This is a genomic window from Bacillus sp. SW14 (assembly GCF_047608225.1).
GTDB lineage: Bacteria > Bacillota > Bacilli > Bacillales > Bacillaceae > Bacillus > Bacillus subtilis_G.
In genome coordinates, this window is the sequence record NZ_JBLKRW010000001.1 from 3,808,400 (window position 1) to 3,831,249 (window position 22,850).

Genomic DNA, 22,850 nt, shown 5'->3' on the forward strand with positions numbered 1-22,850 from the left:
TATCCTTTTGTATCCCGGCTGGCTCTGCTAATAAAGATTTAACTGAACTTGAAACATTTTGGATTTCCAATAATTTCACAAATAATTGGGAAAGATACCTTCATATATGGAGTATGACGCTGGGTCTTCAAAGGCAATAAAACATTTTCTATACTCAGAAGATCATCAGGGAAGGGGAACCTTTTAAAAATGAATGAACAAAACCTCAGGACTTTGAGAAAACTGGTCACACCTTATGAAAAGTCCGATTTACAAAAAAGCATTTGTCAAATCATGAACACATTGGTACCATTTTTCCTGTTATGGTGTTTGGCATATAAGAGCTTGTCGATTTCTTATTTTCTTACATTAGCGATTTCTGCCGTTGCTGCAGGTTTTTTAGTGAGAACATTCATCATCTTTCATGATTGCTGCCACTATTCCTTTTTTAAGAACAGAAAGGCGAATCGAATCCTCGGAACAATCACAGGAATTCTGACTCTGCATCCTTTTGATCATTGGGCACACGACCATTCTGTCCATCATGCGACAAGCAGCAACCTGGACAAACGCGGGACAGGCGATATTTGGGTACTGACCGTTGAGGAATATAAGGAAGCCTCAACTAAGACAAAAATCATGTACCGTTTGTACAGAAATCCGTTTGTTATGTTTGTGATTGGGCCGCTTTACGTCTTCGGAATTACCAATCGTTTTAATCGTAAAGGGGCTAAACGTAAAGAACGGCTGAATACATATGTAACGAACCTGGGGATCGTCACTTTGGCAGCACTTTTATGTTGGGCTATTGGCTGGCAAAACTTCCTTCTGGTTCAGGCGCCAATTTTTCTGATATCGGGATCTCTCGGCATTTGGATGTTTTATATTCAGCATACGTTTGAGGACTCTTATTTTGAAGAAGATGAGCATTGGGAATATGTAAAAGCAGCAGTTGAAGGAAGTTCTTATTATAAGCTACCAAAAGTCATGCAATGGCTAACAGGCAATATCGGTTTCCATCATGTTCACCATTTAAGCCCGAGAGTGCCAAACTATAAGCTTGAAAAAGCGCATAACAACGCTGAACCATTGCAAAACGTTCCGACCATTACACTGGCAACAAGTCTTAAGTCGTTAAAGTTCCGCCTATGGGATGAAGAAAGCAAAAAATTTGTCGGTTTTAGCCACTTAAAAAAAGCTTCTAAAAGCCAAGTGTCACCGCGGCTTGGAGCGGATTAAATAAATCCCCCTAACCGATGATAAGGGGCAGTGTATCTTGCAGAATAAAAGTGCAGTCTCGCGCAACGGTTTTGTGCAGAGGCCAGCACTTTTTTAGTGCCAAATACACTCACAGACTCCACAATCGTATTCCGACCAAAAAAATAATACCAAAGGTGGTTAAACCCTTGATATTATTGGGATGATGACGAGAGGACTTGAACCTCCATGGGTTATTCACCCAATAGGATCTCAATAAAGTGGAAGCTTATTATCAGTTATATAAGCCTGTTATTTCAAGCATTTGAATTCATTTATTACATGTATTTTCATCGTTTTATATTCATTTTGGGCATAAAATGGGCACTGTTTTTAGGCTGTAAGCACACTGATTAATTTAAAGTTCGCATCCCAATATAATGAAAGAAAGAGCAATGAATAGAAGCTGCAAACATAACTGCTCCAGTTCCATTCTTTAATTCTCGAATTTTTTTAATCTCTTTTCCATCTGTTCTGCCATCTGTTTCGAATTTGGATTTCCTTCATTTTGCAATTGGTCAATGATATTCATATAATCCATTTCACTTCGGTTCTGACTTAATTTATATGCAGCCTGAATGTCATCCACCTTAATCTTAAAACCGACAATCGCTTTCAGTTGTCTTTCTAAGAGTTCAGGAGAAAGTTCATCCCATAAAATTGGATTTTCTCGATGTTTTTCGTATTTTTCCATCATTGTTGTTAATTCTTCTATTAATTCATCTCTCTCTAAAATACGTGCTTGACCGTATATATGGACGGCTTGATAATTCCATGTCGGAACATCTTCATGCCCGTACCAAGAAGAAGAAATGTAAGCGTGTGTTCCCTGAAACATAACAAGCACATCTTCACAGGTTTCAAATGTTCTCCACTGACGATTTCCATAAGCGATATGCCCAGTGATATAGTAATCATCACCTTTTTTATTTAACCCCAAAGGCAAATGCGTGGCAATTGGTTTCCCTTGTTCTGTCGTGACGATCGTGCCAAAAGAGTTTTTTTGAACGAAATCCCATATTTCATCAACATTTGAGACCTTAAAATATTTTGGAATATACATAATCATCCTCCTTCCAAAAATTATATAAGTGTTTTAGCCATTATAAAGTCCGTTTGTTTTTCATGCCCCATATAAAAAGAATGGGCTCCAGTTTGAACAAACCCCATTTTCTTATAAAAAGCAATAGCATTTTCGTTTTTTTCCCATACGCCCAGCCAGATTTTCTTTTTATTCAGTTCCTTCGCAATTTCCATAGCTTTATTTAACAGATATTTACCAAGTCCATGTTTTTGAAGTTTGTTCTTGATATAAATCCTCTCAATTTCAAGTGATTCAACACCCATTTCTTCAGTCTGAGCATCATTGATATTGACCTTTAAATATCCTGCGACTTCATGATGAAAATAAACAAAAAAGAAGCGCGAAGAAATATTGGATAATTCTTTTTCTAATTGTTTTAAGTTAAATGCCTTTTCCAGATAGGCATTCATATTTTCGGGCGAATTCTGATCCTTAAATGTCTCATTAAATGTTTCATAACTAATGTCTTGAAGTTTGCCCAAATCTTCAAGTGTGCACTTTTTTATATTGATAGTCATTTAAATATGTCACTCCTTTATAACATCAATAATTTCTCTTGTTCCCTTTTTTTACAAAATCCCAATCTTTTTCTATATTTTTTCTTACTCTTTGAAGAAAATTGAAAATGGTCTCCGCTTCTCTTTCAGAAAATCCCTCTAAAGCGACACGATTCGAATGATCATTTTCTCTTTTTATAAAAGGAAATACCTCATTCCCCTTTTCCGTCGGAAAGAGTTTTTTTATTTTTTTGTTATGTTCATCATCTTTCTTTTCAATAAAGCCCTTCAATTCAAGTTTTTTTATTGCACGAGCTGCGGTTGTTCGGTCTACTTTAATCATCTCAGCTAACTTTTCTTGAATGATTCCCGGGTTTTCACATATTCGGACAAGGTACAAATACTGCCCTTTTGTCAGGTCATGTTCTTTAAATTCGATATTGCTTATAGAATCCAATGCTCGTGCAATCATTCCAATTTCACGAAGAATATCCTTCATCATTAAACTCCTTACGTATATGTTTTTGTTGTATTTGCAATAAAAATAACGTACATTAAATATAACTCATCTTTGTTGTATTTACAACAAAAAATAAAGATAAAGAGGTCGAGTAAAGTGAAATATGTTTTTTATGTATTAGGAATTTTAATCTTAACCCTTGGTATTTCTTTCACGATTCAATCAGATCTTGGAGCTTCCCCTTTTGACGCACTTTTGGTGGGACTGTCCATAAATGTGGGGCTTACTGTGGGAAGTTGGGAAGTCATCATAGCTCTTATATTAATATGTTGTAATTCATTTTTAAAAAGACAAAAACCTGAAATTTCGGGGTTGTTAACGGCCTTTATAACGGGTATGGGGATTGATATATGGCTTTTTTTATTGCATTTTTCTGTAACACCTGAAACTTTGCACAGCAAAATTGTTTGTTTTGCAATTGGCTTAGTTGTTATAGGATTGGGAACCGCAACATATTTACACACAAAATTCGCCCCGATTCCTGTTGACCGGCTAACATTAATCATAAAAGAATTAACGAAAACCAATATATTTTTTTCGAGAACATTCATTTACCTCGTCTTCTTGATAATGGCGTTTATTTTGAATGGACCAATTGGCGTTGGAACTATACTAACCGTTTGTTTAGGTGGGTTAATACTTAATTACTTCATGCCCTTTACTGAAAAAGTGTTGGATCGCATATTAACAAACTCCAACTCCAGTACATCACCAAATGATGGTCAAGATAAAAAGCATTCCATATAGAAGGTATTTTAAGTAAGTGGGCACTAGAGGAAAAAAACAAATGAATATGAAAAATACCAAGGGCGTCAAAACCCTTGGTATCATTGATGCGGCCGAGAGGACTTGAACCTCCACGGGGTTTGCCCCCACTAGGCCCTCAATAAAGTGAATCTGTGTTTTCGGTTACAAAACCTTTATATATCAGTGTTTGTTTATTTTGATTAGGAGGTTTTATAATGATTTACTCATATTGAGGAGTAGAAGTGGAGTAGCCTTCTTTTTAAAAAAGTTACCTTATTATTGATGTTTTACTTAGTAACAGCACTGCTCGAAGTAATCAGTTAAGGTTAACAAAGCAGGTGCGTTCACCTGCTTTGTTAAATATTCCTATGAGAGTGTTTTAGCTTTATCCTAAACTTAAAACTCTTTTTATTACATTAGGAATGACAAATGACCGTTTGATCTCTTTATTTACTTGAATAATGTCTTTTTGTGTTTTCCCATTCTCTTCCCAAGTGACTTCTACCTGATAATCATTGGTCGTATTTGGTGGATCTGCCATTATCGCTACTGCTATTTCTTTTGCATTCTTAGGTTCATCTGTTGCATCACCTGATGCCTCAACAACACCATTTTCTTTAAACACAACCTCTTTTATTGAAAACTCAGAATCCCTTTTCCATGTAATATGAACCGCCCATAAGTCTTGCCTTGCAAGATCTATGTCTTTTTCAGGAGAATAGATAACACTCCATTTTCCATCTTTTGAATTACCCTTCAAAATAGGAGGCTGGTGGGTGCCAGCATAAATAAACCATGCTAAAAAAACCAGCAGTACAACAGAAACAATACTTACTAAAATATGCTTACTTTTTTTCATTTTTAACTCCAATCTTTATATGTAATGAATGGGATGTAAGATTATTTTACACTAATATAGAAGATTAATAGTTGTAAAAGATGTGCACTTAAAATTTTCAAGAACTCGTCTGCTACACGGGGTTTAAAGAAAGCAAACCCGCATGGTGTTGTCAACGAGCTTAAAACGTTTCAAAGCAGAAAATATATTTTTGGAGGATAATCATTCCTCATTAATAAACGAAAAATGAAGCATATTTTAGAGCGCCATCATTCTAATTATGGGTTGGTTTAGTTATGTCTCAGCAATCTTTTCTCAATAAAGAGATGACTGTTAACGATGTGGCGGATGCGATAGAATCAATTATGAAACAAAACCGTGAAAAGTTAATAAAAAAAGGAACTAAATTTAGTTATCAAGTTAGAGGAACATATGAGGGTCAACAATATGTTGTTGGCTTTCAAAAAGGGAAAGTAGGACAATTCTATCCGGAAAAATAGGAGAGTTAGTCTCCTATTATTTATCTAGGGCGATTATTTTAAAATATGGTGAACAAGATTTGCTTGATGTCACTATCTGGGACTTGGTTGACCAATTGTAGGCTTATTTTTTGAACCTAATTGAAGAAGCTCTTGAAACAGGAGAAAGCGAAACTTATTTTCCAGATCAACCTCTTCTATTGAAAATGAAATCAATATCGAATGATATGTTGTTATTTGAGATTGACCAAAAACAAAAAGTATTACTACCGAAACTTGATTTTTTTGAATCACTCTTAAAGAATGCGAAAAGTTTCTTTGAAACTATGAATTGCGTTTTAGAAGAAAACTGTGATTATGAGTACGAACTTAATAAGATCGATGAATTGCAAACCAAAATTAAATGTATGTGAGGAGAAATGTGAATTACTCTAGAGTGAAAAAATTCTTTGATTAGAATAAAAAATAAACAAGAGATAGAAGAGGATACCACGAAGGTGCACTATCGTCCTCAAGAATTATTTCTTGGTGATGAGAGTTTTTTATTACAATATTAATTTTTAGAGAGGAGAAATCAAATGAATCCTTTGTTGTTAGATGTTCCTTTACAATTAGAAACAGAAAGACTCATTCTTCGAGCACCACACCAAACAGGAGACGGGAATATTGTAAACCAAGCAATTAGAGATTCCTTTGGTGAATTAAAAGCGTGGTTGCCATTTGCTCAAGAACTTCCAACTGTTGAAGAGACAGAGATCAATATAAGAAATGCTCATATAGATTTTTTAAAGAGAGAAAGTTTTCGGTTCCTTATTTTTGATAGAGATTGCAATGACTTTATTGGAATAATTAGCCTTCAGAGAATTAACTGGACCATTCCTAAATGTGAAATTGGATACTGGATAAATTCTAAATTTAGCGGGAATGGATATATGACAGAAGCAGTAAAGAAATTAGCTGACTTTGGGTTAAACAATTTAAAATTTAGAAGAATTGAAATAAGGTGTGAATCAACAAATCTTAAAAGTCGTGCTATCCCAGAAAAACTGGGGTTTGTATTCGAAGGCACTTTAAGAAATGATGATTTATCCGCAGATGGCAGCAAGCTGACTGATACTTGTTTTTATTCCATAATAAAGTAACATAAAGTAACATAGCGAACATTTACACTTAAAGTAACGAGTGCGTTAGTGGAACTAGAAGGTATATAACATATTTTATATACTAATATGTTATGGCCCTTTAATTATCTCGTGCCTAAATTCCAATAGCTGATAATATAACAATGCATTCTTGGTTTTCTTCCATGTTTTGCAATTCTTTCTCTACTTCTGTTTTTATAATCTCTGCTTTTTCTCATTTTTTATTGATGTATACCATTCATTTAATTTCGTGACTAAGTCGTACGGAATTTTATCTTTATCTAAGAAAACACCCCGCAAGAAAATTCCCCTATCCTTACATAAATTGTACGAATATTTACATTAATTGTATTATGTCAGAACCCTCTTTATTTTACAAAGATGAATTGCAAAAAGGTACATAGTAACTACCTATTTGCGGTCACAGCAATTCTTTTGAGACTTGACATAAATTGATTAACTTTTGAAATCATTGGTAAAAATTTTTACAATTTTAACAAGAGTGCTATAATACGAGGAAAAATCTATTGAGGGAGCTAAAAATGGAAGAAAATATAATTCTCACTTGCCCACATTGTGGAACTAAGGCACCTATGAATTTATTAAACAGATATGAAAAAAATACATTTGTACCATTAACCTCTTATGAAGCCCAATTTAATGACATATTTGAAGTGTTCGATTGTCCTGTTTGTTTTGAATTTCAACTGTATCATACTCATTGGAATACTGAAGAAGTATACTACGAGGGTGATGTTATTTATAAAGATGGTCAAGTTTTGTTCCCATATAGTGAGCAGGTGAATTTAAACCTCTTACCTAAAAACATTAAATCTGCTTATGAGTCAGCTTTAAAAGTAAGGAAGATTGATGCTATGGTATGCCTAATGGCTCTTAGAAGAACTTTGGAAATGGTTTGTAAAAATAAAGGGGCTACCGGAAGAACACTTCATGCAAAACTTAACGACTTAGAAGAAAGGAACATTTTACCACCTTTAATGGGCGGTCTTTCTAAGATGATTAAAGAGGCAGGGAATGTAGCTGCTCATGGTGATGATATAGAATTTAATAGTACTATCGTTGAGCCTTTATTTAAATTCACAAATAAGATACTTGAATATGTTTACATTCTTCCTACTGAAATGGCCAGTGCTAGACGTCAAATGGAGATGGTGACAGGAAAAAAATTCACCGAAAAAAGAGCACCCCATCGAACACCTAGAATGAGAAAAATGAATCCAAGAGTAAAAAAAGAGGAGTAAACACACGTTTTACTCCTTTAACTTTGTCTCTTCACCTTTTGATTCTTCATAGTCTGGTGTTTTCTTTGATAAGCCTAGACGATCATTTTCACCATTCATTCGCATACCATCCATCTCTTGATACTTATCGCGGACTTTCTCATAATAGGTGTACGATGTCAGTTCACGAAAAGATCTTTCAGAAGGTAAAACGCAAATTGAATATATTTGCCTCCGTCACAAACTTTTATAAATACACTGTATCGTTTATATCAAGAATTGCACCGTGAGCGATTGGTGAGTGGGCTTTAACCACAGTATCTTGACTGTGTCTGTAATCAATTTCGAAGGAGAAAACATATTATATATGTCTATATGCTTTCTCCTTTATTTTAAGGGTTTTTATAATTTAGGTCTTGATAATTTAAACCTGTTTGTATTCTGTTTTTAAAACAATTAGAAACAATTATCAACAACGTCACCTAAACTAAAGAATTCTAGTACGGCTTTTTGAGTTTCACCTGGTAGTGCTTTAGTAGATACTTTTACGGCTTTTTTTATAGCATTTGTTCTAGAAAGTCCTAGGTTTCTTTGATGTTTATAAGCTGTGATAATTGTTTTTGTCATTGAATTTAGTCCGCCCATTAATTTTGCGGCTTTTTTAACTTTTAAGATCTTTGCCCAGGGGATAGCATTTACTGCTATAGCTTTAGCAGCACTAGAAATGCAACTCCATGTACTCAATACTATAAATGGTCCTATACTTTCCTGGACGGTTTTAACAGCAGTTAGGTTTTCTCCATCAGCAACAAATTCATAACCTTCAAATTCGTTACCTTTATGTACGTTTAACCATTCAACACCGGAGTTTATTCCTTGTACCGCAACATCCTCTGGCATTTGATCAATTAATTCTAATAGAGGTTCGAGAGTTCTTTTCATGTTTTGAGCTTCTACATTAACTTGCTCAGAAGAAACATCATTAGAATTTTCTTTTGCGTTAGCTATTGGTATTGTTATAGTAGTGAAAATTAGAGAGAAACAGATTACAATGACCAATTGTTTAATGCTTTTCTTCACGATAAAACTCCTTTACAATATTTTTATAGAATTATTTTGCAATGAAAATAATAACATATTTTTTAAAAAATAGGAGTGTGTTTATGAAAAAAAGTTTATATTTTTTGATACTATTGATCGTTGCAGGCTCGTTTATTGTTAATATTTTTGTAGATAATGAATCTATTTTAACAATAGTTAATATTATTGGACTAATTGCAATTATTATTATGGGCATTGTTTTAAGAATTACTTTTGGTAACTCTTCTGAAAAGTAATCCTTTTTAAGATCAAATGAAAAAAGCATCCTCAATTTTACAAAGGTGAATTACAAAAAGATACATTGTATCTACTCTTAGCGGTTATATCAATACTTTTGCGACTTGACGCCAACATTACGGCAATTCTTTTGTAAACAGAAAAAGAGGAGTAAACACATGGTTTACTCCTCTAACTTAGTTTTTTTACCTTTGGCTTCTTCATAGTCAGGCGTTTTCTTTGATAAGCCAAGACGATCATTTTCACCATTTCCGGGCATGTCGCTCATTTCTATATACTCGTCTCCAAGTTTTTCATAGTATTTAAAAGTAGTTAATTCACGAGAAGAATCATCAGGCATATAAAATGCGAACTGAATATATTTTCCTCCATCGTAAACCCGAACTATAGAATTAGCCCTCGAAACATTTACTCTAGTATCATCGCCTTTATATTCTTTATATTGATTGGTTACATTATCAATCGTATCATCATATTTATTGCCGCCGCATGCAGTTAAAAAGAACATCATCATCAAACTAAGGAGAATAAAAAGGTTTTTCAAAATAAACATTCCCTCCTTTTTCAATTTTTAGTATAAACAAACCTTTTTAAATTTTCCATCTTTTATCCAATTTACCGACGCATATATCTTATATTTTTACAATTGGTGACCGGCAATTACCTATATTTATACCAATATTCTTATAGTGAGTTTTTAAATTAATAAGAGTGTGATCGTTTATAACTTCATTTATAAGTTCGTTTAATCTATTTAAATCTACTTGTTTATTTTCTAATAAGTCATTGAAAATTACTTTGATTTCATCAGGATAAACATTTCCAACCAAGCTTGATAGACCATTACATCCATTTTTAATCATTTCTGGAAGATTTACATCTCCAGCTGCAAACATAATAAAATTATTAGGGAAGTCTGTTTGTTTATGCCGATGAACATCGCCCCCTTCTTTAAGTCCCCTTATATTTGAATGTCGGCTTAGTAAATCATTAAGTGCTTTCTCACTCAAATTAAAACCAGTCCTGGTAGGGTTATTATAAAGCGCAACCTCTTTAGATGTATGACTAAGAAGTTCGTCAACATAATAAATAGCTTGCTTTTGTGTAGGTCTTATATAAGGCGGAAAACCAATTAATATTGAATGAATATGAGTTTTCTCAATTTTTTCAATTAGTTTTATAGCATCACTTGTTCTCGTAGCCGAAACACCAAACATAAGTTCGATATCATCGGATTTTCGCTGACTGAAATACTCAATGATCTGAATACGTTCATCTATGCTCAGTGAATGTTGTTCACCAGTAGTACCGCATATTAGTAATGAATTGATACCCTTGTTTTTTAAATGTTCCACAATAGGATCAAATCCTTCTAAGAATAGACTTTCATCCTCATTAAAAGGTGTAGGAATAGCAACATTTAAATTTTTCATTTAGAAATCCCCCCAAGTGAATATTTTTCATAAACTAACCATATGTCTTTATTTTCAATGGATTGACAAAGTACTTTTAGGATAAAATAACAACTGACATTTTAAAAGGTACAGTTTTAGTTAAATATACATGTCAGAGGAGAAAAACGAATGAAAAGCATGATTTTCGCTTTCAAAAGCGACACTCCGAAATACAAACAAATTTACGAGCAATTTAAGGCATTAATCGAGCATGGAAATATAAAAGTAAATGAGCAGCTGCCATCCATTCGAGAACTGGCCAATTCCCTGCAGGTAAGCCGCAATACAACGCTAATGGCCTATGATCTTCTTTTAGCAGAGGGATACATTCGCGGAGAATCACGTAAAGGGTATTTTGCAAATGAAGTAGGACCCCTTTTAAGACAAGAAAATGCTGAGGTTCGAGCTGATAAAACAGAAACGTCACAACCGGTACTGATTGATTTTCGCGCCGGAGCCGTGGATCAAAAGCATTTCCCACTGAAAACATGGAGAAAATTATACAATCAGGTTTTGTCATTAGAGAAAAGCTATCTGTACAGTGAACCATTCGGAGAAATGAACCTCCGTGAGCAAATTGCCACTTATCTCTTGGAATCACGTGGTGTGAAAACAGATGCTAATTCTATTATTATCGGCAGTGGTACGCAACAAATGCTAATATATCTTTGCCACATTCTAAAAGAGGAATTTCACGAAATTATAGTTGAAAATCCGGGGTATGAAGGTGCCAGGGAAGCTTTTCAATTTCATGGAATTCATTTAGAAACGCTTCCTGTTTATGAAAGTGGAGCTGACTTTTCTCAATTAAATACACTGAAAGAGAAATTAATCTATGTGACTCCTTCCCATCATAGCCCTTACGGTGTAAGCATGACCATTCAGCATCGCCAAAAACTGATCAATTGGGCGAATAATAGAGAGGGATATATTATTGAAGATGATTATGACAGTGAGTTCCGTTATACGCAACAGCCGTTTCCCGCCCTTGCATCCATTCAATCCGAACGAGTGATCTATTTGGGGAATTTCTCAAAATCCTTTCTTCCCGGCATCCGTATAAGTTATATGGTTTTACCTCAACCCATTTTGCATAAGTATAAAAAACGGTTTCTTCATTTCGAAAACACTGCTTCTTTGCTTAATCAGCTAACCATGTCTGAATTTATGAAGGCTGGTGAATGGACTCGCCATATTAAACGTATGCGCATTGTATATAGACGCAAAATGCAACACTTAATTTCAAATATAAAGCAGGAGTTTGGGGATCATGTGACAATCATCGGCGAGCAGTCCGGATTATATATATTAGTGAGAGTTCATCTGCATTGTTCAGAAGAGAAATTAATTCAGCGGGCTTTGCAGTACGGAGTGAAAGTATATCCCACTTCTATTTATTTTGTTAACACTATTCCTGATAAACCAATCATAAAGTTAGGTTTCGCTCGTCTCGACTTTGATGAAATTACATCTGGCTCACAGCTTTTAAAAAGTGCTTGGTTAAATTAAACATAATCTAGAAAACAGAAGTTGAAGGGCACAGAAAATTTGCTGACATACATAATAGATAAAAAGGAAAGACTTAAACCCCTTTCCTTTTATCCATTTCCCTTGACCTGCACATTATCAACTAACCAACCATCTTTTTCTTTTTTCATAGTTGTTTGAACAATTAACACTTGATTCATTGTAACTGAATTCGCAGTTGTGGCGATTTCAACAACATTTAAATACAATTCATGGGATTCATCCAACGGTTTTGAATAACTCTCTAGTGAAAGTAATTCACTTTGCACGCTGACTGTGTGCTTTTGATCAGATCGAGAAGGGAATGCATAATCAAACCCTTTTTCTGTTGTATGCTTCTTAACTGTTTCATATCGCTTATCTATGTCTGAGTAATTAAAAAACGCTTCAAAAAATGCTTATTTTCCGAAGCGCTGCTTGTTGATTCTATATGGTTCAATTCCTTAATTTTTTCGCTCAAAACTTCATTTTTATCTTTTAACTTTTCAATCTTATACGTTTGCTGTCCATTCGTAAAAAATCCGGTCAGCAGTATCAATAATAAACAAGCTGAAGCCCATGCAATGTGTGTTTTCATGTTTTCACTCCTAGTTATTTAATGCGTCCAAAAGATACAAGGTGCTCTCTCCAGTAACCTGAATTCAGATCAGAATATTTGATTCCACTGTCATTCGAATTAAACATTCTCCCATTGCCTACATAGATACCGACGTGAGTGATTGCTTTTCCTTCATATGTGCCACCAAAGAACACTAAGTCACCCGCAGTCGCTTCTTTTTCACTTATTTTCTTTGTTGCCCCATGTTGTTCTTGTGCTGTTCTAGGAAGAGTGATTCCAGCTTTCGCAAAAGACCACTGAACAAGGCCCGAACAATCAAATCCAGTTTTCGGGTTTGAACCGCCCCAAGCATACGGTTGCCCTTCATACTTCAAAGCTTCCTTCATGACCGTTTCATAGAAATCCATAGAACCATTCACAGGCTTCACATTTTTATCAGAGCCTTTCACATACCTCATGACGTGATCAACATAACTTGGGTCACCGTAGCTCTTCCAGCCCATTTTAAAAGCTTGCAATCGGCTAAAATCGAGTGCCAATTTTTTTGTGTATTTCCCGCCGTTTTTTTCACATAGTCAATAAATCCAGAACCGAAATTGTATGCCTGTAAGGTTAAACGAATATCACCGCCAGCCTGTTTAAAAACCTTCTTAAAATGTTTAATGCCGACTTCAATCGAATATTCCGGGTCAGTTATGGAGTTAGGAGGTAAGCCGATACTTTCGGAACTTTGCATGATATCTAAAGAACGCCCACCACTTTCCTGCATGGTGAGCGCCATTATAATATTCACTTGATCAAAAACGCCTTCCTGACGGGCGTATTTCTCAAATACCGCCCTAAATCGTTCAACTTCCGGTGCAATGCCAACCGTTTCATATTCGCCATCCCCGCAGCCTTTAGGCAAGTGGCAGTTCATGGGGAGTACACAATTTTTTTAAAAACACAAAAAAATACCAAGGGTGTCAAAACCCTTGGTATTATTGGGATGCGGCCGAGAGGACTTGAACCTCCACGGGTTATTCACCCACTAGGCCCTCAACCTAGCGCGTCTGCCATTCCGCCACGACCGCGTGATCATTAAATTGTTTGTGCTGGTTTATTAGGCTCTTAACCTAGCAAAACCGATTTTTCGTGCACTTTGTAATTAAAGTGCGGGTGAAGGGACTCGAACCCCCACGTCGTAAGACACTAGATCCTAAGTCTAGCGCGTCTGCCAATTCCGCCACACCCGCAAAAAGACAAATGGTGAGCCATGAAGGACTCGAACCTTCGACCCTCTGATTAAAAGTCAGATGCTCTACCAACTGAGCTAATGGCTCTTGCTATTAAATTTCAAAAAATAAAAATGGCTGGGCTAGCTGGATTCGAACCAACGCATGACGGAGTCAAAGTCCGTTGCCTTACCGCTTGGCTATAGCCCAACGAAAATGGAATGACCCGTACGGGATTCGAACCCGTGTTACCGCCGTGAAAGGGCGGTGTCTTAACCGCTTGACCAACGGGCCGATGGTTGAGAACTTATATCGAAATCTGATGGCGGAGAAGGAGGGATTTGAACCCTCGCGCCGCTTACGCGACCTACACCCTTAGCAGGGGCGCCTCTTCAGCCACTTGAGTACTTCTCCAATATGGCTCCACAGGCAGGATTCGAACCTGCGACCGATCGGTTAACAGCCGATAGCTCTACCACTGAGCTACTGTGGAATAATAAGACAAGACTTATTGTATCAGCCTTGATTTGCAGTGTCAAGAGGTATATGTTTTTTGTCTATCTCTCGTGACGACTTTTATAATGTACCATAGGCTTGCCATATCCGTCAACCTTTTTCACAAAAAAAATCTTTTTATTTTTCCGCGGCATTTTCCGCACCTGTATCTGTCAGGGTTCATGGCACGCTTCTTTATATACTGTTGGCCGCAGGCCGTACAGATATACCTATAAGTTTTTTTGTTTTCTGTTTTTTTCTTTAAAGGCGTACAGAACCTTGGCGCGTTGACCTGCTGCAGCAGCACTCGAAAATCTCTGTCTCTGTGCTTGTACCCTTTTCCTTCTAGGTGAAGATGGTAATGGCAAAGCTCGTGCTTGATGATGCCGATCAGTTCCTCCCTGCCATGTTCAATCAAATATTTCCTGTTCAATTCAATGTTATGAGAGGTTAACAGGTACCTTCCGCCCGTCGTTTTCAGCCTGTCATTAAAAAGCGCCTGATGGCGGAACGGCTTGTTAAAATACGTTTCAGAAATATCCTCTGTCAGCTTTTGAAGCTCTTTGTTATCCATGGTGCACCTCACTTAAAAAACATTGAACGGGACAATTCACCGTTCGCATACAATATGGTAATCACCGTCCCTCTTATGATAAAAGCTGAGGAGGAATGAGCCTATGCCAAATTGGCTTAAAAAACAGATGCAAAAAGCGTTCCTTGAAAAAGATAATTACCAAATTAAACTGCTGAATCAATGCTGGTATTTCTATAGGAAAAAACACTGCTCGTAAGCAGTGCTTTTATTTTATCATAGACAGCGATACTCTGCCTTTTTGTACATCTACACCGTCAACCCAAACCGTCACAATGTCACCGACGGACACGACATCAAGAGGATGCTTGACGAATTGATTGCTGAGTTTTGAGATATGCACAAGCCCGTCTTGTTTGACTCCGATATCAACAAACGCTCCGAAGTCCACTACATTGCGCACGGTGCCCTGCAGCTCCATTCCCTCTTTCAAATCTTCCAGCTGAAGGACGTCTGTTTTCAGCAAAGGCTTAGGCACCTCATCACGGGGATCGCGTTCCGGCCTTGTCAGCTGTTCACAAATATCTTTCAGAGTGATTTCGCCGATTCCAAGCTCTTTTGCCGTTTCAGAAAGCGCCAGCTGATTGATTTTGTCCCTCGATTCCGCCGTGCCGATTTGTTCTGTTGAAAGACCGAGCTTTTTCAATAGCGCTTTTGTTTCTTTATAGCTTTCCGGGTGGATGCCTGTTCTGTCCAAAGGCTCTGTCCCTTCCTGCACTCTTAAGAAACCGATGCATTGCTCATAAGTTTTCGCACCGAGTCTCGGGATGTCCTTCAGTTCTTTTCGATTCGAAAACTTCCCGATTTCCTCACGCTTTTTAACAACGTTGCCTGCTACAGACTTTGATAATCCGGCTACATATTGAAGCAGCGCGGCGGATGCTGTGTTGACGTTTACTCCCACCTGGTTTACGACTGTTTCGACGACGAACCGCAGAGATTCATTTAAGCGTTTTTGGCTGACGTCATGCTGATACTGTCCGACCCCCACAGATTTCGGATCGATCTTGACAAGTTCCGCGAGCGGATCTTGAAGTCTTCGCGCAATGGATACAGCACTGCGCTCTTCAACCTGAAGCCCAGGGAATTCTTCCCTGGCAAGCTCAGAAGCCGAATACACGCTTGCTCCCGCTTCATTGACGATCACATAATAAATTTTGCGCGGCATGTCCTTCAGTGCATTGACGATGAATTGCTCTGTTTCTCTGGACGCCGTGCCGTTTCCGATCGCCACCATCTCGACTTGATACTGCTCGAGAATCGCTTTGACTTTCTCATGGGCTTCTTTCGTTTTGTTGACTGGCGCATGCGGGTAGATGACATCAATTTTCAAGACTTTCCCTGTCTCATCTGACACAGCAAGCTTGCAGCCCGTTCGGAAGGCTGGGTCAACACCGAGAACGGTTTTGCCTTTCATCGGCGGCTGAAGCAGAAGCTTTCTCAGGTTCTCAGAGAAAATATGAATCGCCTGTTCATCCGCTTTTTCTGACAGCTCTTTTCTGATTTCACGCTCGATCGCCGGCTGGATCAGCCGTTTATAGCTGTCTTCAATCGTCTCCTGCAAAATCTCTTTTACAGACGTGGTGCGGTTTTTGATAATCTGTTTTTCTAAATACGCCTTGATATAATCTGCCGGCGGTTCGATCGATACCTTTAAAATGTCTTCTTTTTCGCCGCGGTTCATCGCCAGCACTCTGTGCGGAACGACTTTTGCGATTGGTTCTTCGTACTCATAATACATTTCATACACATTTTTTTCGTCTGTGTCCGCCGACTTTCCGGCTGCAGATTTCATGGTTCCTTTTTTAAAGGTTTCCTGGCGAATCCACTTTCTGAAACTCGGCTCGTCTGAGATTTGTTCCGCAATAATGTGCTTGGCGCCTTCAATCGCTTCTTCCCGTGTGAACACTTCTTTTTCTTCGCTGATATATTGGTCTGCGTTTTCTGCCAGACGGTTATCTTGCGGAAGTGTCAGGATATAGTCGGCAAGCGGCTCGAGGCCTTTGCTTTTCGCGACTGTCGCCTTTGTTTTGCGTTTTTGTTTATACGGGCGGTAAAGGTCTTCCACTTCCTGAAGCTTCACCGATTGCTCGATTTTACGTTTCAAGTCATCTGTTAATTTATCCTGCTCTGCAATGAGCCTGATGACTTCTTCTTTTCGCTGATTCAGGTTTTGTATGTATTGCCAGCGTTCAGAAATTGTCTGAATCTGAACCTCATCCATTGAACCCGTTTGCTCTTTTCGGTATCGGGCGATAAACGGGACTGTGTTGCCGTCTTCAAGCAGGCGGATGACACTTTCAACGTGTTTTTGTGACAAACCGATTTCTTTCGCAATTTGCTGTTTTAAAAGGGCTGACGTTTCCATGTAACCATTGCCTCCAATTTTGTCGTTCTTTCTCTAGTGTATCAAAAACCGAAAGAAACACATAAAAAAAGACAGCTGGGCAGTCGTACTTTATTCATTCTTCAACAACCCGGAAAGTTCCGTTTGATTGCTGGCAGTTTCCACACACCCATCGTATTGAATGCACCATTACAAAAAAAGAAGCCGGATTCCAGCTTCTTTTTCTGATCTCTTAGGACAGCTGTCCAAGAATATAGGTCAGGTCATCTTTTCTCGATGTTGTGTACATTTTCAGTGAATTCGATATGTCTTCTACCGATTGGCCTTTTTTCAAATGGGAGCGGATATCGGGTACGTTTAGTCCATCGGTATGTATAATGAACTTTGAACCCTTTTCGTAGGTGGCGGTGTGTGTTTTGTATTTTTGCGGCTTGCCTGATAAATAGCCTGAAATCGGCAGAGGATAAAAGCTGTCACCAGACGGGGAATGCAGAATAAACCGTACGTTTCCGACAGAGCAGTACGTAAACTGCCTTTGTTTAAAATTGATTTTCAGGATAGAAGCTGTAGCGCCTCTTTTGTGTTTCATCGCCTGATTACAGCGTTCAATAATGCTTTGTACGTCTTCATTCGCATAGTTTTCCACTAAGTCTTTGATGGCCGCAGAAGATTCGTTGGCAAGCGATCCGCTTCCAAGTCCGTCAGCTACCGCGCAAATTAACTCCTTATCATCAGCTTTCATATAAAAGCTGTCGCCGCAAATCGATTTTCCTTCTTTATTCAGTTGGTATACAAGAGTTTGAATATGCTCGTTTTCTTCAACCTGGATCATTACATTAACTCCATCGAGGGATCTTCAGTCAAGGCCTCTCTGAGCTTCTTCACAGCTTTGCGCTGCAGACGCGAGACGTGCATTTGAGATATACCGAGAATGTCCCCAGTTTCTTTTTGGCTTTTGTTTTGAATATACGTAAGGTCTATGATTTGTTTTTCACGGTCTGAAAGGACATGAAGCACGCTTTGCAGCATCATTTGCTGGTTGACCCGCTCATATCCATCCTCCTGTGATCCGACGATATCAAGAATCGTGACGGTGCTTCCTTCCGCATCCGCTTCAATGCTGTGGTCAACGGATAAGGCTTGATAGCTTTTGCCCATTTCCATCGTTTCAAGAACCTCTTCTTCCGAAACATCGAGAAATTCGGCAATCTCTTCTACTTTCGGCGACCTTTGTGTTTCAGTCGTCAGCTGATCAACCGCCATTTTGATTCTTGGGCCCAATTCTTTGATTCGTCTCGGTACGTGAACGCTCCACGTCTTATCTCTGAGGAAACGTTTAATCTCACCGATGATCGTCGGTATCGCAAAAGCTTCAAACGATTTGCCGACCACCGGATCGTATCGCTTAATCGCTCCCAGCAGCCCGATCATGCCGACCTGGCGAAGATCCTCGTGGAAGCTTTTTCCTTTTGAATATTTTTTCGCAAGCATATCTACAAGATTTGTATATACCTGCACAAGCGTTTCTTGCGCCTGTTCATCTTGATTTGTTTGGTATTCGCTTATGAGCCGATCGACTTCATCTTTAGTTAGTTTCGTAGTTTTTGATGGTTGTGTCATGATCAACTCGCTCCCCATTTAAATACTTTGTCATCGCTACGGTGACGCCGGAGTTGTTTTGCACTCTGACTTCATCCATAAGCGTTTCCATTAAATATAGACCGAGCCCTCCTTCTGATAATTGATCAACTGTGTGCGAAGGTGTGTACGGCCCTAGATCCTGCTGCTTTTGATCGAAATCAAAGCTGTCTCCTTCATCCGCCACAATGACCTCTAAACGGTCTTCAAACACACCGAATCGGATTGACACTTCACCATTTTTGTCTTCTTTATAAGCATGCTGAACCGCATTCGTACACGCTTCACTGACTGCGATTTTCAGATCTTCAATTTCATCATACGTATAGCCCATTCTGCTCGCGACGCCTGACAGCGTCAGCCTTATAATCCCTACATATTCAGGCTGGGCCGGCACTTTCATTTCGATGTAATCAGCGTTATTCTTCATTGCACTCCACCTTCTGACTTTGCAGAAATATCAATGATGTCCTTCAAACCTGTAATCTCAAACAGACGAATCAGCCGGTCAGAAAGATTTTCAAGTTTCAGCGACCCGCCTTGTTTTTTCACTGTTTTAAAGATGCCTACAAAGACGCCGAGTCCGGTACTGTCCATGTAGCTGACATCTTTCAGGCAAATTTTTAAGTCAGCGCCTTGTTCTGCCAGAGGAACGAGCTTCTCTCTGAGCACCGGAGCTGAGTAAACATCTATTTCTCCTGCAATGTTTACTTGTGTATCATTCTCGTTTTGCTTCACATCAACATTTATATTCATTCATATCACCTCAAATTATCCTTCAAATCATTAATTGTTGTATACCCCCGGCTGGCTGATGCTAAACCTTTCTTCGCAAAACAATTAACGTAAAATCATCGTGAAGCTGAAAGTCCTGCAATTTGAGGAGGCTGTCATAAATGTTTTTGACCATTTCCTGCGCAGAGGAACACATATGTTCCTCAATGAGTTTCTGCAGATCAGGACGCTCCAAGAAACCGTTTTCCGTTCTGCATTCTGTGACGCCGTCAGAAAATAAGACAATCATATCGCCCTTATCGAGATGATGATCAAATTGTTTGTAGTCATAATCCTGCGAGATGCCGAGAACGAGCCCTTTGGCCTCTAAATCGTAAAACGTGTTGTCTTTTTGAGAATAATAGAATCCCGGTTCATGTCCCGCCGAAGCATATGTAAATTGATGCTTGTCCATATTGTAATTGGCATAAAGCATCGTAATAAACATACTGGCGTCAACGTTTTGTTCGACAACCCGGTTTAAATTTTTCAGCACCTGAGGAGGGTGTATGCCCGTTTCCGGCAAAGAGTCCATCGCGTATTTAATCATGGACATACAAAGAGCCGCCGGAATGCCTTTTCCGATCACATCCGCGATTGCGATATTAATGGATTCCTTGTCTTTGACAAAGTGGTAATAATCACCGCTCATCTGTTTAGCGGGCACACTGATGGCACCGATATCCAGCGCTTCTTCCTGCGGAATCTTTGTTCCGAGCAGCGTCTGCTGGACATTCGCCGCGATTTCAATTTCTGATTTAATTTCCTGCTGTATTCCCCTGAGGGTTTGATGCTCCTGATAAGCCATTCCATATCCAATCATGACTTCTATTAAAAAATCCAGCGAATGAAAAACATCTTCCGGGAGACTCGGATACAGCTCCTTCAGCACTTTTCGGTGAATGCTGATGATTTCTTCCGGAGGAATTTGATGCTCGATTGTTTTTCGGCTGAATTTTTGTGCTTGATATAAAGATGTTTCTGTTAATTCAGCTATATATCGACTAAGCAGCTGATGATACCGCTGCTCAATAACCTCCCTAAAATCCACTTTCTTACCTCCTACCGAAGCCATTTAATGGCTTGTATCTCTGTTCCTTCCCCCGATACGGAATTTAAACTGAATTCATCCATCAGCCTTTTGACACCAGGAAGTCCCGCTCCGAGTCCGCCAGACGTTGAAAATCCGTCTTCCATGACTTTACGGATATCAGGAATTCCCGGCCCTTGGTCTTCCGCTATGATTTTCAGGCCCTTTTTTCCTCTGTCAGCGACCTGTTCAATACCAATCTGGCCTTTGCCGGCATACAAATAAATGTTCCTGGCTAATTCTGAAATAGCCGTTGTAATTCTAGCCTGGTCTACCGTGCCGAAACCAAGTTCTTTTGCAACATTTCGCCCCAGTTGTCTGGCGGCCACAATATCCCATTCTGTCATGATTTTTACACAGGATTGGTCGTTCATTCGCTATTCCCCCAATTCCCGCTTCAATGTCTCAAGCCCCTGCTCTAAGTCGAGCGCGGTTTCGATTTCCTCAAGTGCGATTCCAAGTTCAATCAGCGTCACTGCCACAGCGGGCTGAATGCCGGTCAAGACAACTTTCGCCCCCATTAACTTAGACATTGTAATGACGTCGCCCAGCACTTTGGCGATAAATGAATCAATCATATCTACAGATGTCAGGTCAATCACGACTCCGTTGGCACCTGTTTCGTATATTTTATTTAATAAGTCTTCTTGAAAGGTCAATGCTGTTTGGTCATCGAGTTCCCATTGAATGGACACTAATAAGCAATTATACAGTTTCAAGATCGGGATTTTCGGATGTCTCAAATGTTATTCCCCCAATGAAACGATTTTTCGATCCGTCATTTCCAATGCTGTTTGAATTCCTTTTTGTAGGGTATTCTTAGTAATAATCTGGGATAAATCAATGCCCAGGTTGACAATGGTCTGAGCAATTTCCGGACGGATGCCGGCGAGCAGGCATTTCGCGCCGACAAGCCTTACCGCTTCAGACGCCTGAATAATATGATGGGCAACCATCGTGTCAACGACAGGAACACCTGTGATGTCAATCAGCACGACTTGTGACCGGTGTTTGACGACACCGTTAAGAAGATTTTCCATAATTCGTTTTGCACGTTCGGTATCTATTGTTCCGACCAGCGGCATCACGGTGATGTTTTCAAACACCGGGATAAGCGGCGCAGATAGCTCCTGCAGCGCGATTTTTTGCAAGGATACGGTTTTTTCCCACGAGATTGAGTATTGGTTGAAGATTTCTGTATTAATCGGGCTGAAAAAGCGGTCAAGCTGCCAGATTAATTCCGTACTCTCTTGATCTGGCAATCTCTTATCGTTCATCTTCGTGTAGAGACGCTTCCAGAATTCAGCAAGCGCCGTAGCCAGAAACTTCAAAGAAAGTCCAATTTGGACGGTTCTCAGCGCCAGTTCGCTGATCTGACTTTCAGCCGCGCTGTCGTCCTTAACAGACTGCAGAAGAATGTCGATATATTCTTTAGATATATTTTCATACACTTGGTCAGTCAGCTGGTATGATTCTTGCTCGCTTAATTCTCTTAGTGTGTCAGTCCACAGTTGGAGCAGTTCATTTTGATTCTCGGCAATGAACTGGTATACAGTCTGATTCGACATCAAATTCGCTTACCTCCCGATAAAAAACAACATATTTTTTGTTATTACACTATTATATCGTTTATGTTTTTTGAAAACAAAAAAAGTTGCTCTATTTGAGCAACCTGCACATATGTCTAAAAATCAATGAGTGCCAAACTGATTTGTAAGGCTTCATCAACCTTATCCATCATTTCATCATCCAGATGAGTAATCTTATCCGTTAACCTTTGCTTGTCAATCGTCCGAATTTGCTCCAGCAAAATAACGGAATCTCTTTCAAAACCGTAGCGTTTTGCATCAATTTCGACGTGGGTTGGTAATTTCGCCTTCTGTATTTGCGCTGTTATGGCTGCAACAATAGCAGTTGGGCTGAAGCGATTTCCGATGTCATTTTGGATCACTAAAACCGGGCGCACCCCGCCTTGTTCTGAGCCAACAACAGGAGATAAATCAGCAAAATAAACATCGCCGCGTTTCACAATCAAATG

Annotated in this window: 27 protein-coding genes, 7 tRNA genes and 4 pseudogenes; 9 read left to right on the forward strand and 29 right to left on the reverse strand. The window is 38.8% G+C overall.

The features are described from left to right. Positions 1-189: 189 nt before the first annotated feature. The gene (locus tag ACMX2I_RS19230) at positions 190-1,218 is read left to right on the forward strand and encodes a fatty acid desaturase (RefSeq protein WP_414958047.1); all 1,029 of its coding nucleotides are present in this window, start codon (positions 190-192) and stop codon (positions 1,216-1,218) included. A 454-nt stretch (positions 1,219-1,672) separates the two neighbouring features. On the opposite strand, the gene ACMX2I_RS19235 is transcribed toward ACMX2I_RS19230, so the two are convergent. From ACMX2I_RS19235 to ACMX2I_RS19245, 3 genes are read right to left on the reverse strand one after another with little or no spacing between them, the layout of a single operon-like run. Then, positions 1,673-2,299 (reverse strand): FMN-binding negative transcriptional regulator, encoded by a 627-nt coding sequence (locus ACMX2I_RS19235; RefSeq protein WP_414958048.1) that lies wholly within the window; start codon positions 2,297-2,299, stop codon positions 1,673-1,675. A gap of 20 nt (positions 2,300-2,319) precedes the next feature. Further along, positions 2,320-2,838: a GNAT family N-acetyltransferase gene (locus tag ACMX2I_RS19240; RefSeq protein WP_414958049.1), complete on the reverse strand. Its 519-nt coding sequence runs from the start codon at positions 2,836-2,838 to the stop codon at positions 2,320-2,322. A 25-nt stretch (positions 2,839-2,863) separates the two neighbouring features. Next, complete coding sequence (locus tag ACMX2I_RS19245; protein ID WP_414958050.1) at positions 2,864-3,316, reverse strand: MarR family winged helix-turn-helix transcriptional regulator; 453 nt, start codon at positions 3,314-3,316, stop codon at positions 2,864-2,866. A 117-nt stretch (positions 3,317-3,433) separates the two neighbouring features. Here ACMX2I_RS19245 and ACMX2I_RS19250 point away from each other — a divergent pair, with 117 nt between their 5' ends. Next, positions 3,434-4,084, forward strand: a complete 651-nt coding sequence (locus ACMX2I_RS19250) for a YczE/YyaS/YitT family protein (protein WP_414958051.1) — start codon at positions 3,434-3,436, stop codon at positions 4,082-4,084. A gap of 385 nt (positions 4,085-4,469) precedes the next feature. On the opposite strand, the gene ACMX2I_RS19255 is transcribed toward ACMX2I_RS19250, so the two are convergent. Continuing rightward, a complete protein-coding gene (locus tag ACMX2I_RS19255; RefSeq protein WP_414958052.1) occupies positions 4,470-4,943 on the reverse strand; it encodes a hypothetical protein in 474 nt (157 codons plus the stop codon). Positions 4,944-5,218: 275 nt separating this feature from the next. On the opposite strand from ACMX2I_RS19255, the gene ACMX2I_RS19260 reads away from it, so the two are divergent. From ACMX2I_RS19260 to ACMX2I_RS19270, 3 genes are all read left to right on the forward strand, one after another. After that, the gene (locus tag ACMX2I_RS19260; RefSeq protein ID WP_414958053.1) at positions 5,219-5,422 is read left to right on the forward strand and encodes a hypothetical protein; all 204 of its coding nucleotides are present in this window, start codon (positions 5,219-5,221) and stop codon (positions 5,420-5,422) included. A 110-nt stretch (positions 5,423-5,532) separates the two neighbouring features. Next, complete coding sequence (locus ACMX2I_RS19265) at positions 5,533-5,814, forward strand: hypothetical protein (protein ID WP_414958054.1); 282 nt, start codon at positions 5,533-5,535, stop codon at positions 5,812-5,814. A 165-nt stretch (positions 5,815-5,979) separates the two neighbouring features. Further along, positions 5,980-6,543, forward strand: a complete 564-nt coding sequence (locus ACMX2I_RS19270; RefSeq protein WP_414958055.1) for a GNAT family N-acetyltransferase — start codon at positions 5,980-5,982, stop codon at positions 6,541-6,543. A 102-nt stretch (positions 6,544-6,645) separates the two neighbouring features. On the opposite strand, the pseudogene ACMX2I_RS19275 reads toward ACMX2I_RS19270, so the two are convergent. After that, a pseudogene (locus tag ACMX2I_RS19275) lies at positions 6,646-6,843 on the reverse strand (tetratricopeptide repeat protein); the annotation flags it as partial. A gap of 242 nt (positions 6,844-7,085) precedes the next feature. Here ACMX2I_RS19275 and ACMX2I_RS19280 point away from each other — a divergent pair. Then, on the forward strand, positions 7,086-7,805 hold the full coding sequence (locus ACMX2I_RS19280; RefSeq protein ID WP_414958056.1) for a DUF4145 domain-containing protein: 720 nt from the start codon (positions 7,086-7,088) through the stop codon (positions 7,803-7,805). 9 nt (positions 7,806-7,814) lie between these two features. Here ACMX2I_RS19280 and ACMX2I_RS19285 read toward each other — a convergent pair. Next, a pseudogene (locus ACMX2I_RS19285) lies at positions 7,815-8,029 on the reverse strand (cystatin-like fold lipoprotein); the annotation flags it as partial. A gap of 211 nt (positions 8,030-8,240) precedes the next feature. Then, complete coding sequence (locus ACMX2I_RS19290) at positions 8,241-8,864, reverse strand: hypothetical protein (protein ID WP_333561165.1); 624 nt, start codon at positions 8,862-8,864, stop codon at positions 8,241-8,243. An 83-nt stretch (positions 8,865-8,947) separates the two neighbouring features. Here ACMX2I_RS19290 and ACMX2I_RS19295 point away from each other — a divergent pair, with 83 nt between their 5' ends. Further along, on the forward strand, positions 8,948-9,121 hold the full coding sequence (locus ACMX2I_RS19295; protein ID WP_333561166.1) for a hypothetical protein: 174 nt from the start codon (positions 8,948-8,950) through the stop codon (positions 9,119-9,121). 164 nt (positions 9,122-9,285) lie between these two features. Here the strand turns inward: ACMX2I_RS19295 and ACMX2I_RS19300 are convergent, their stop codons facing one another. Both ACMX2I_RS19300 and ACMX2I_RS19305 read right to left on the reverse strand, forming a co-directional pair. Beyond that, positions 9,286-9,666 (reverse strand): cystatin-like fold lipoprotein, encoded by a 381-nt coding sequence (locus ACMX2I_RS19300; protein ID WP_333561341.1) that lies wholly within the window; start codon positions 9,664-9,666, stop codon positions 9,286-9,288. A gap of 88 nt (positions 9,667-9,754) precedes the next feature. Beyond that, the gene (locus ACMX2I_RS19305) at positions 9,755-10,555 is read right to left on the reverse strand and encodes a dihydrodipicolinate synthase family protein (RefSeq protein ID WP_414958057.1); all 801 of its coding nucleotides are present in this window, start codon (positions 10,553-10,555) and stop codon (positions 9,755-9,757) included. A gap of 150 nt (positions 10,556-10,705) precedes the next feature. Here ACMX2I_RS19305 and ACMX2I_RS19310 point away from each other — a divergent pair, with 150 nt between their 5' ends. Beyond that, positions 10,706-12,085: a PLP-dependent aminotransferase family protein gene (locus ACMX2I_RS19310; RefSeq protein WP_414958058.1), complete on the forward strand. Its 1,380-nt coding sequence runs from the start codon at positions 10,706-10,708 to the stop codon at positions 12,083-12,085. An 89-nt stretch (positions 12,086-12,174) separates the two neighbouring features. Here ACMX2I_RS19310 and ACMX2I_RS19315 read toward each other — a convergent pair. The 10 genes and pseudogenes from ACMX2I_RS19315 to ACMX2I_RS19360 all read right to left on the reverse strand — a co-directional run bounded on the left by ACMX2I_RS19315 (position 12,175) and on the right by ACMX2I_RS19360 (position 14,945). Then, positions 12,175-12,680: pseudogene (locus ACMX2I_RS19315) on the reverse strand (hypothetical protein). 14 nt (positions 12,681-12,694) lie between these two features. Further along, positions 12,695-13,560: pseudogene (locus ACMX2I_RS19320) on the reverse strand (lysozyme family protein); the annotation flags it as partial. A 91-nt stretch (positions 13,561-13,651) separates the two neighbouring features. Next, positions 13,652-13,735, reverse strand: a tRNA-Leu gene (locus ACMX2I_RS19325). A gap of 80 nt (positions 13,736-13,815) precedes the next feature. Next, a tRNA-Leu gene (locus ACMX2I_RS19330) sits at positions 13,816-13,897 on the reverse strand. Positions 13,898-13,908: 11 nt separating this feature from the next. Further along, a tRNA-Lys gene (locus tag ACMX2I_RS19335) sits at positions 13,909-13,984 on the reverse strand. A gap of 27 nt (positions 13,985-14,011) precedes the next feature. Beyond that, positions 14,012-14,086 (reverse strand) — tRNA-Gln (locus tag ACMX2I_RS19340). 12 nt (positions 14,087-14,098) lie between these two features. Beyond that, positions 14,099-14,170: transfer RNA gene (locus tag ACMX2I_RS19345), tRNA-Glu, on the reverse strand. A gap of 29 nt (positions 14,171-14,199) precedes the next feature. Further along, positions 14,200-14,290: transfer RNA gene (locus ACMX2I_RS19350), tRNA-Ser, on the reverse strand. A 4-nt stretch (positions 14,291-14,294) separates the two neighbouring features. Beyond that, positions 14,295-14,369: transfer RNA gene (locus ACMX2I_RS19355), tRNA-Asn, on the reverse strand. A gap of 123 nt (positions 14,370-14,492) precedes the next feature. Then, positions 14,493-14,945 carry a SprT family protein gene (locus ACMX2I_RS19360; RefSeq protein WP_414958059.1) on the reverse strand — a complete coding sequence of 151 codons (453 nt, stop codon included), beginning with the start codon at positions 14,943-14,945 and terminating at the stop codon, positions 14,493-14,495. A 103-nt stretch (positions 14,946-15,048) separates the two neighbouring features. On the opposite strand from ACMX2I_RS19360, the gene cmpA reads away from it, so the two are divergent. Next, positions 15,049-15,162, forward strand: a complete 114-nt coding sequence (gene cmpA / locus ACMX2I_RS19365; protein ID WP_003225207.1) for a cortex morphogenetic protein CmpA — start codon at positions 15,049-15,051, stop codon at positions 15,160-15,162. Between the two features lie 9 nt (positions 15,163-15,171). On the opposite strand, the gene ACMX2I_RS19370 is transcribed toward cmpA, so the two are convergent. The 10 genes from ACMX2I_RS19370 to ndoA form a co-directional block, all read right to left on the reverse strand. After that, positions 15,172-17,331, reverse strand: coding sequence for a Tex family protein (locus tag ACMX2I_RS19370; protein ID WP_414958060.1), 2,160 nt, complete (start codon positions 17,329-17,331; stop codon positions 15,172-15,174). Positions 17,332-17,542: 211 nt separating this feature from the next. After that, positions 17,543-18,142 (reverse strand): phosphoserine phosphatase RsbX, encoded by a 600-nt coding sequence (gene rsbX, locus ACMX2I_RS19375; protein ID WP_367387179.1) that lies wholly within the window; start codon positions 18,140-18,142, stop codon positions 17,543-17,545. Then, a complete protein-coding gene (gene sigB, locus ACMX2I_RS19380; protein ID WP_394717058.1) occupies positions 18,142-18,930 on the reverse strand; it encodes an RNA polymerase sigma factor SigB in 789 nt (262 codons plus the stop codon). Before sigB ends, rsbX begins: the two co-directional genes overlap by 1 nt. Next, complete coding sequence (rsbW, locus tag ACMX2I_RS19385; protein WP_024714444.1) at positions 18,896-19,378, reverse strand: anti-sigma B factor RsbW; 483 nt, start codon at positions 19,376-19,378, stop codon at positions 18,896-18,898. The genes sigB and rsbW overlap by 35 nt, the downstream gene beginning before the upstream one ends. After that, positions 19,375-19,704, reverse strand: a complete 330-nt coding sequence (rsbV, locus tag ACMX2I_RS19390) for an anti-sigma factor antagonist RsbV (protein WP_148963061.1) — start codon at positions 19,702-19,704, stop codon at positions 19,375-19,377. Before rsbV ends, rsbW begins: the two co-directional genes overlap by 4 nt. A gap of 61 nt (positions 19,705-19,765) precedes the next feature. Beyond that, the gene (gene rsbU / locus ACMX2I_RS19395; protein WP_414958061.1) at positions 19,766-20,773 is read right to left on the reverse strand and encodes a phosphoserine phosphatase RsbU; all 1,008 of its coding nucleotides are present in this window, start codon (positions 20,771-20,773) and stop codon (positions 19,766-19,768) included. An 11-nt stretch (positions 20,774-20,784) separates the two neighbouring features. Beyond that, entirely contained in the window at positions 20,785-21,186 is a 402-nt protein-coding gene (gene rsbT / locus ACMX2I_RS19400; protein ID WP_003240352.1) for a serine/threonine-protein kinase RsbT, read from the reverse strand. Between the two features lie 3 nt (positions 21,187-21,189). Beyond that, a complete protein-coding gene (gene rsbS, locus ACMX2I_RS19405) occupies positions 21,190-21,555 on the reverse strand; it encodes an RsbT antagonist protein RsbS (protein ID WP_003225190.1) in 366 nt (121 codons plus the stop codon). Between the two features lie 3 nt (positions 21,556-21,558). Continuing rightward, positions 21,559-22,383: an RsbT co-antagonist protein RsbRA gene (rsbRA, locus tag ACMX2I_RS19410; protein WP_148963060.1), complete on the reverse strand. Its 825-nt coding sequence runs from the start codon at positions 22,381-22,383 to the stop codon at positions 21,559-21,561. A 113-nt stretch (positions 22,384-22,496) separates the two neighbouring features. After that, entirely contained in the window at positions 22,497-22,847 is a 351-nt protein-coding gene (gene ndoA, locus ACMX2I_RS19415; RefSeq protein ID WP_003156187.1) for a type II toxin-antitoxin system endoribonuclease NdoA, read from the reverse strand. Between the last annotated feature and the right edge of the window lie 3 nt (positions 22,848-22,850).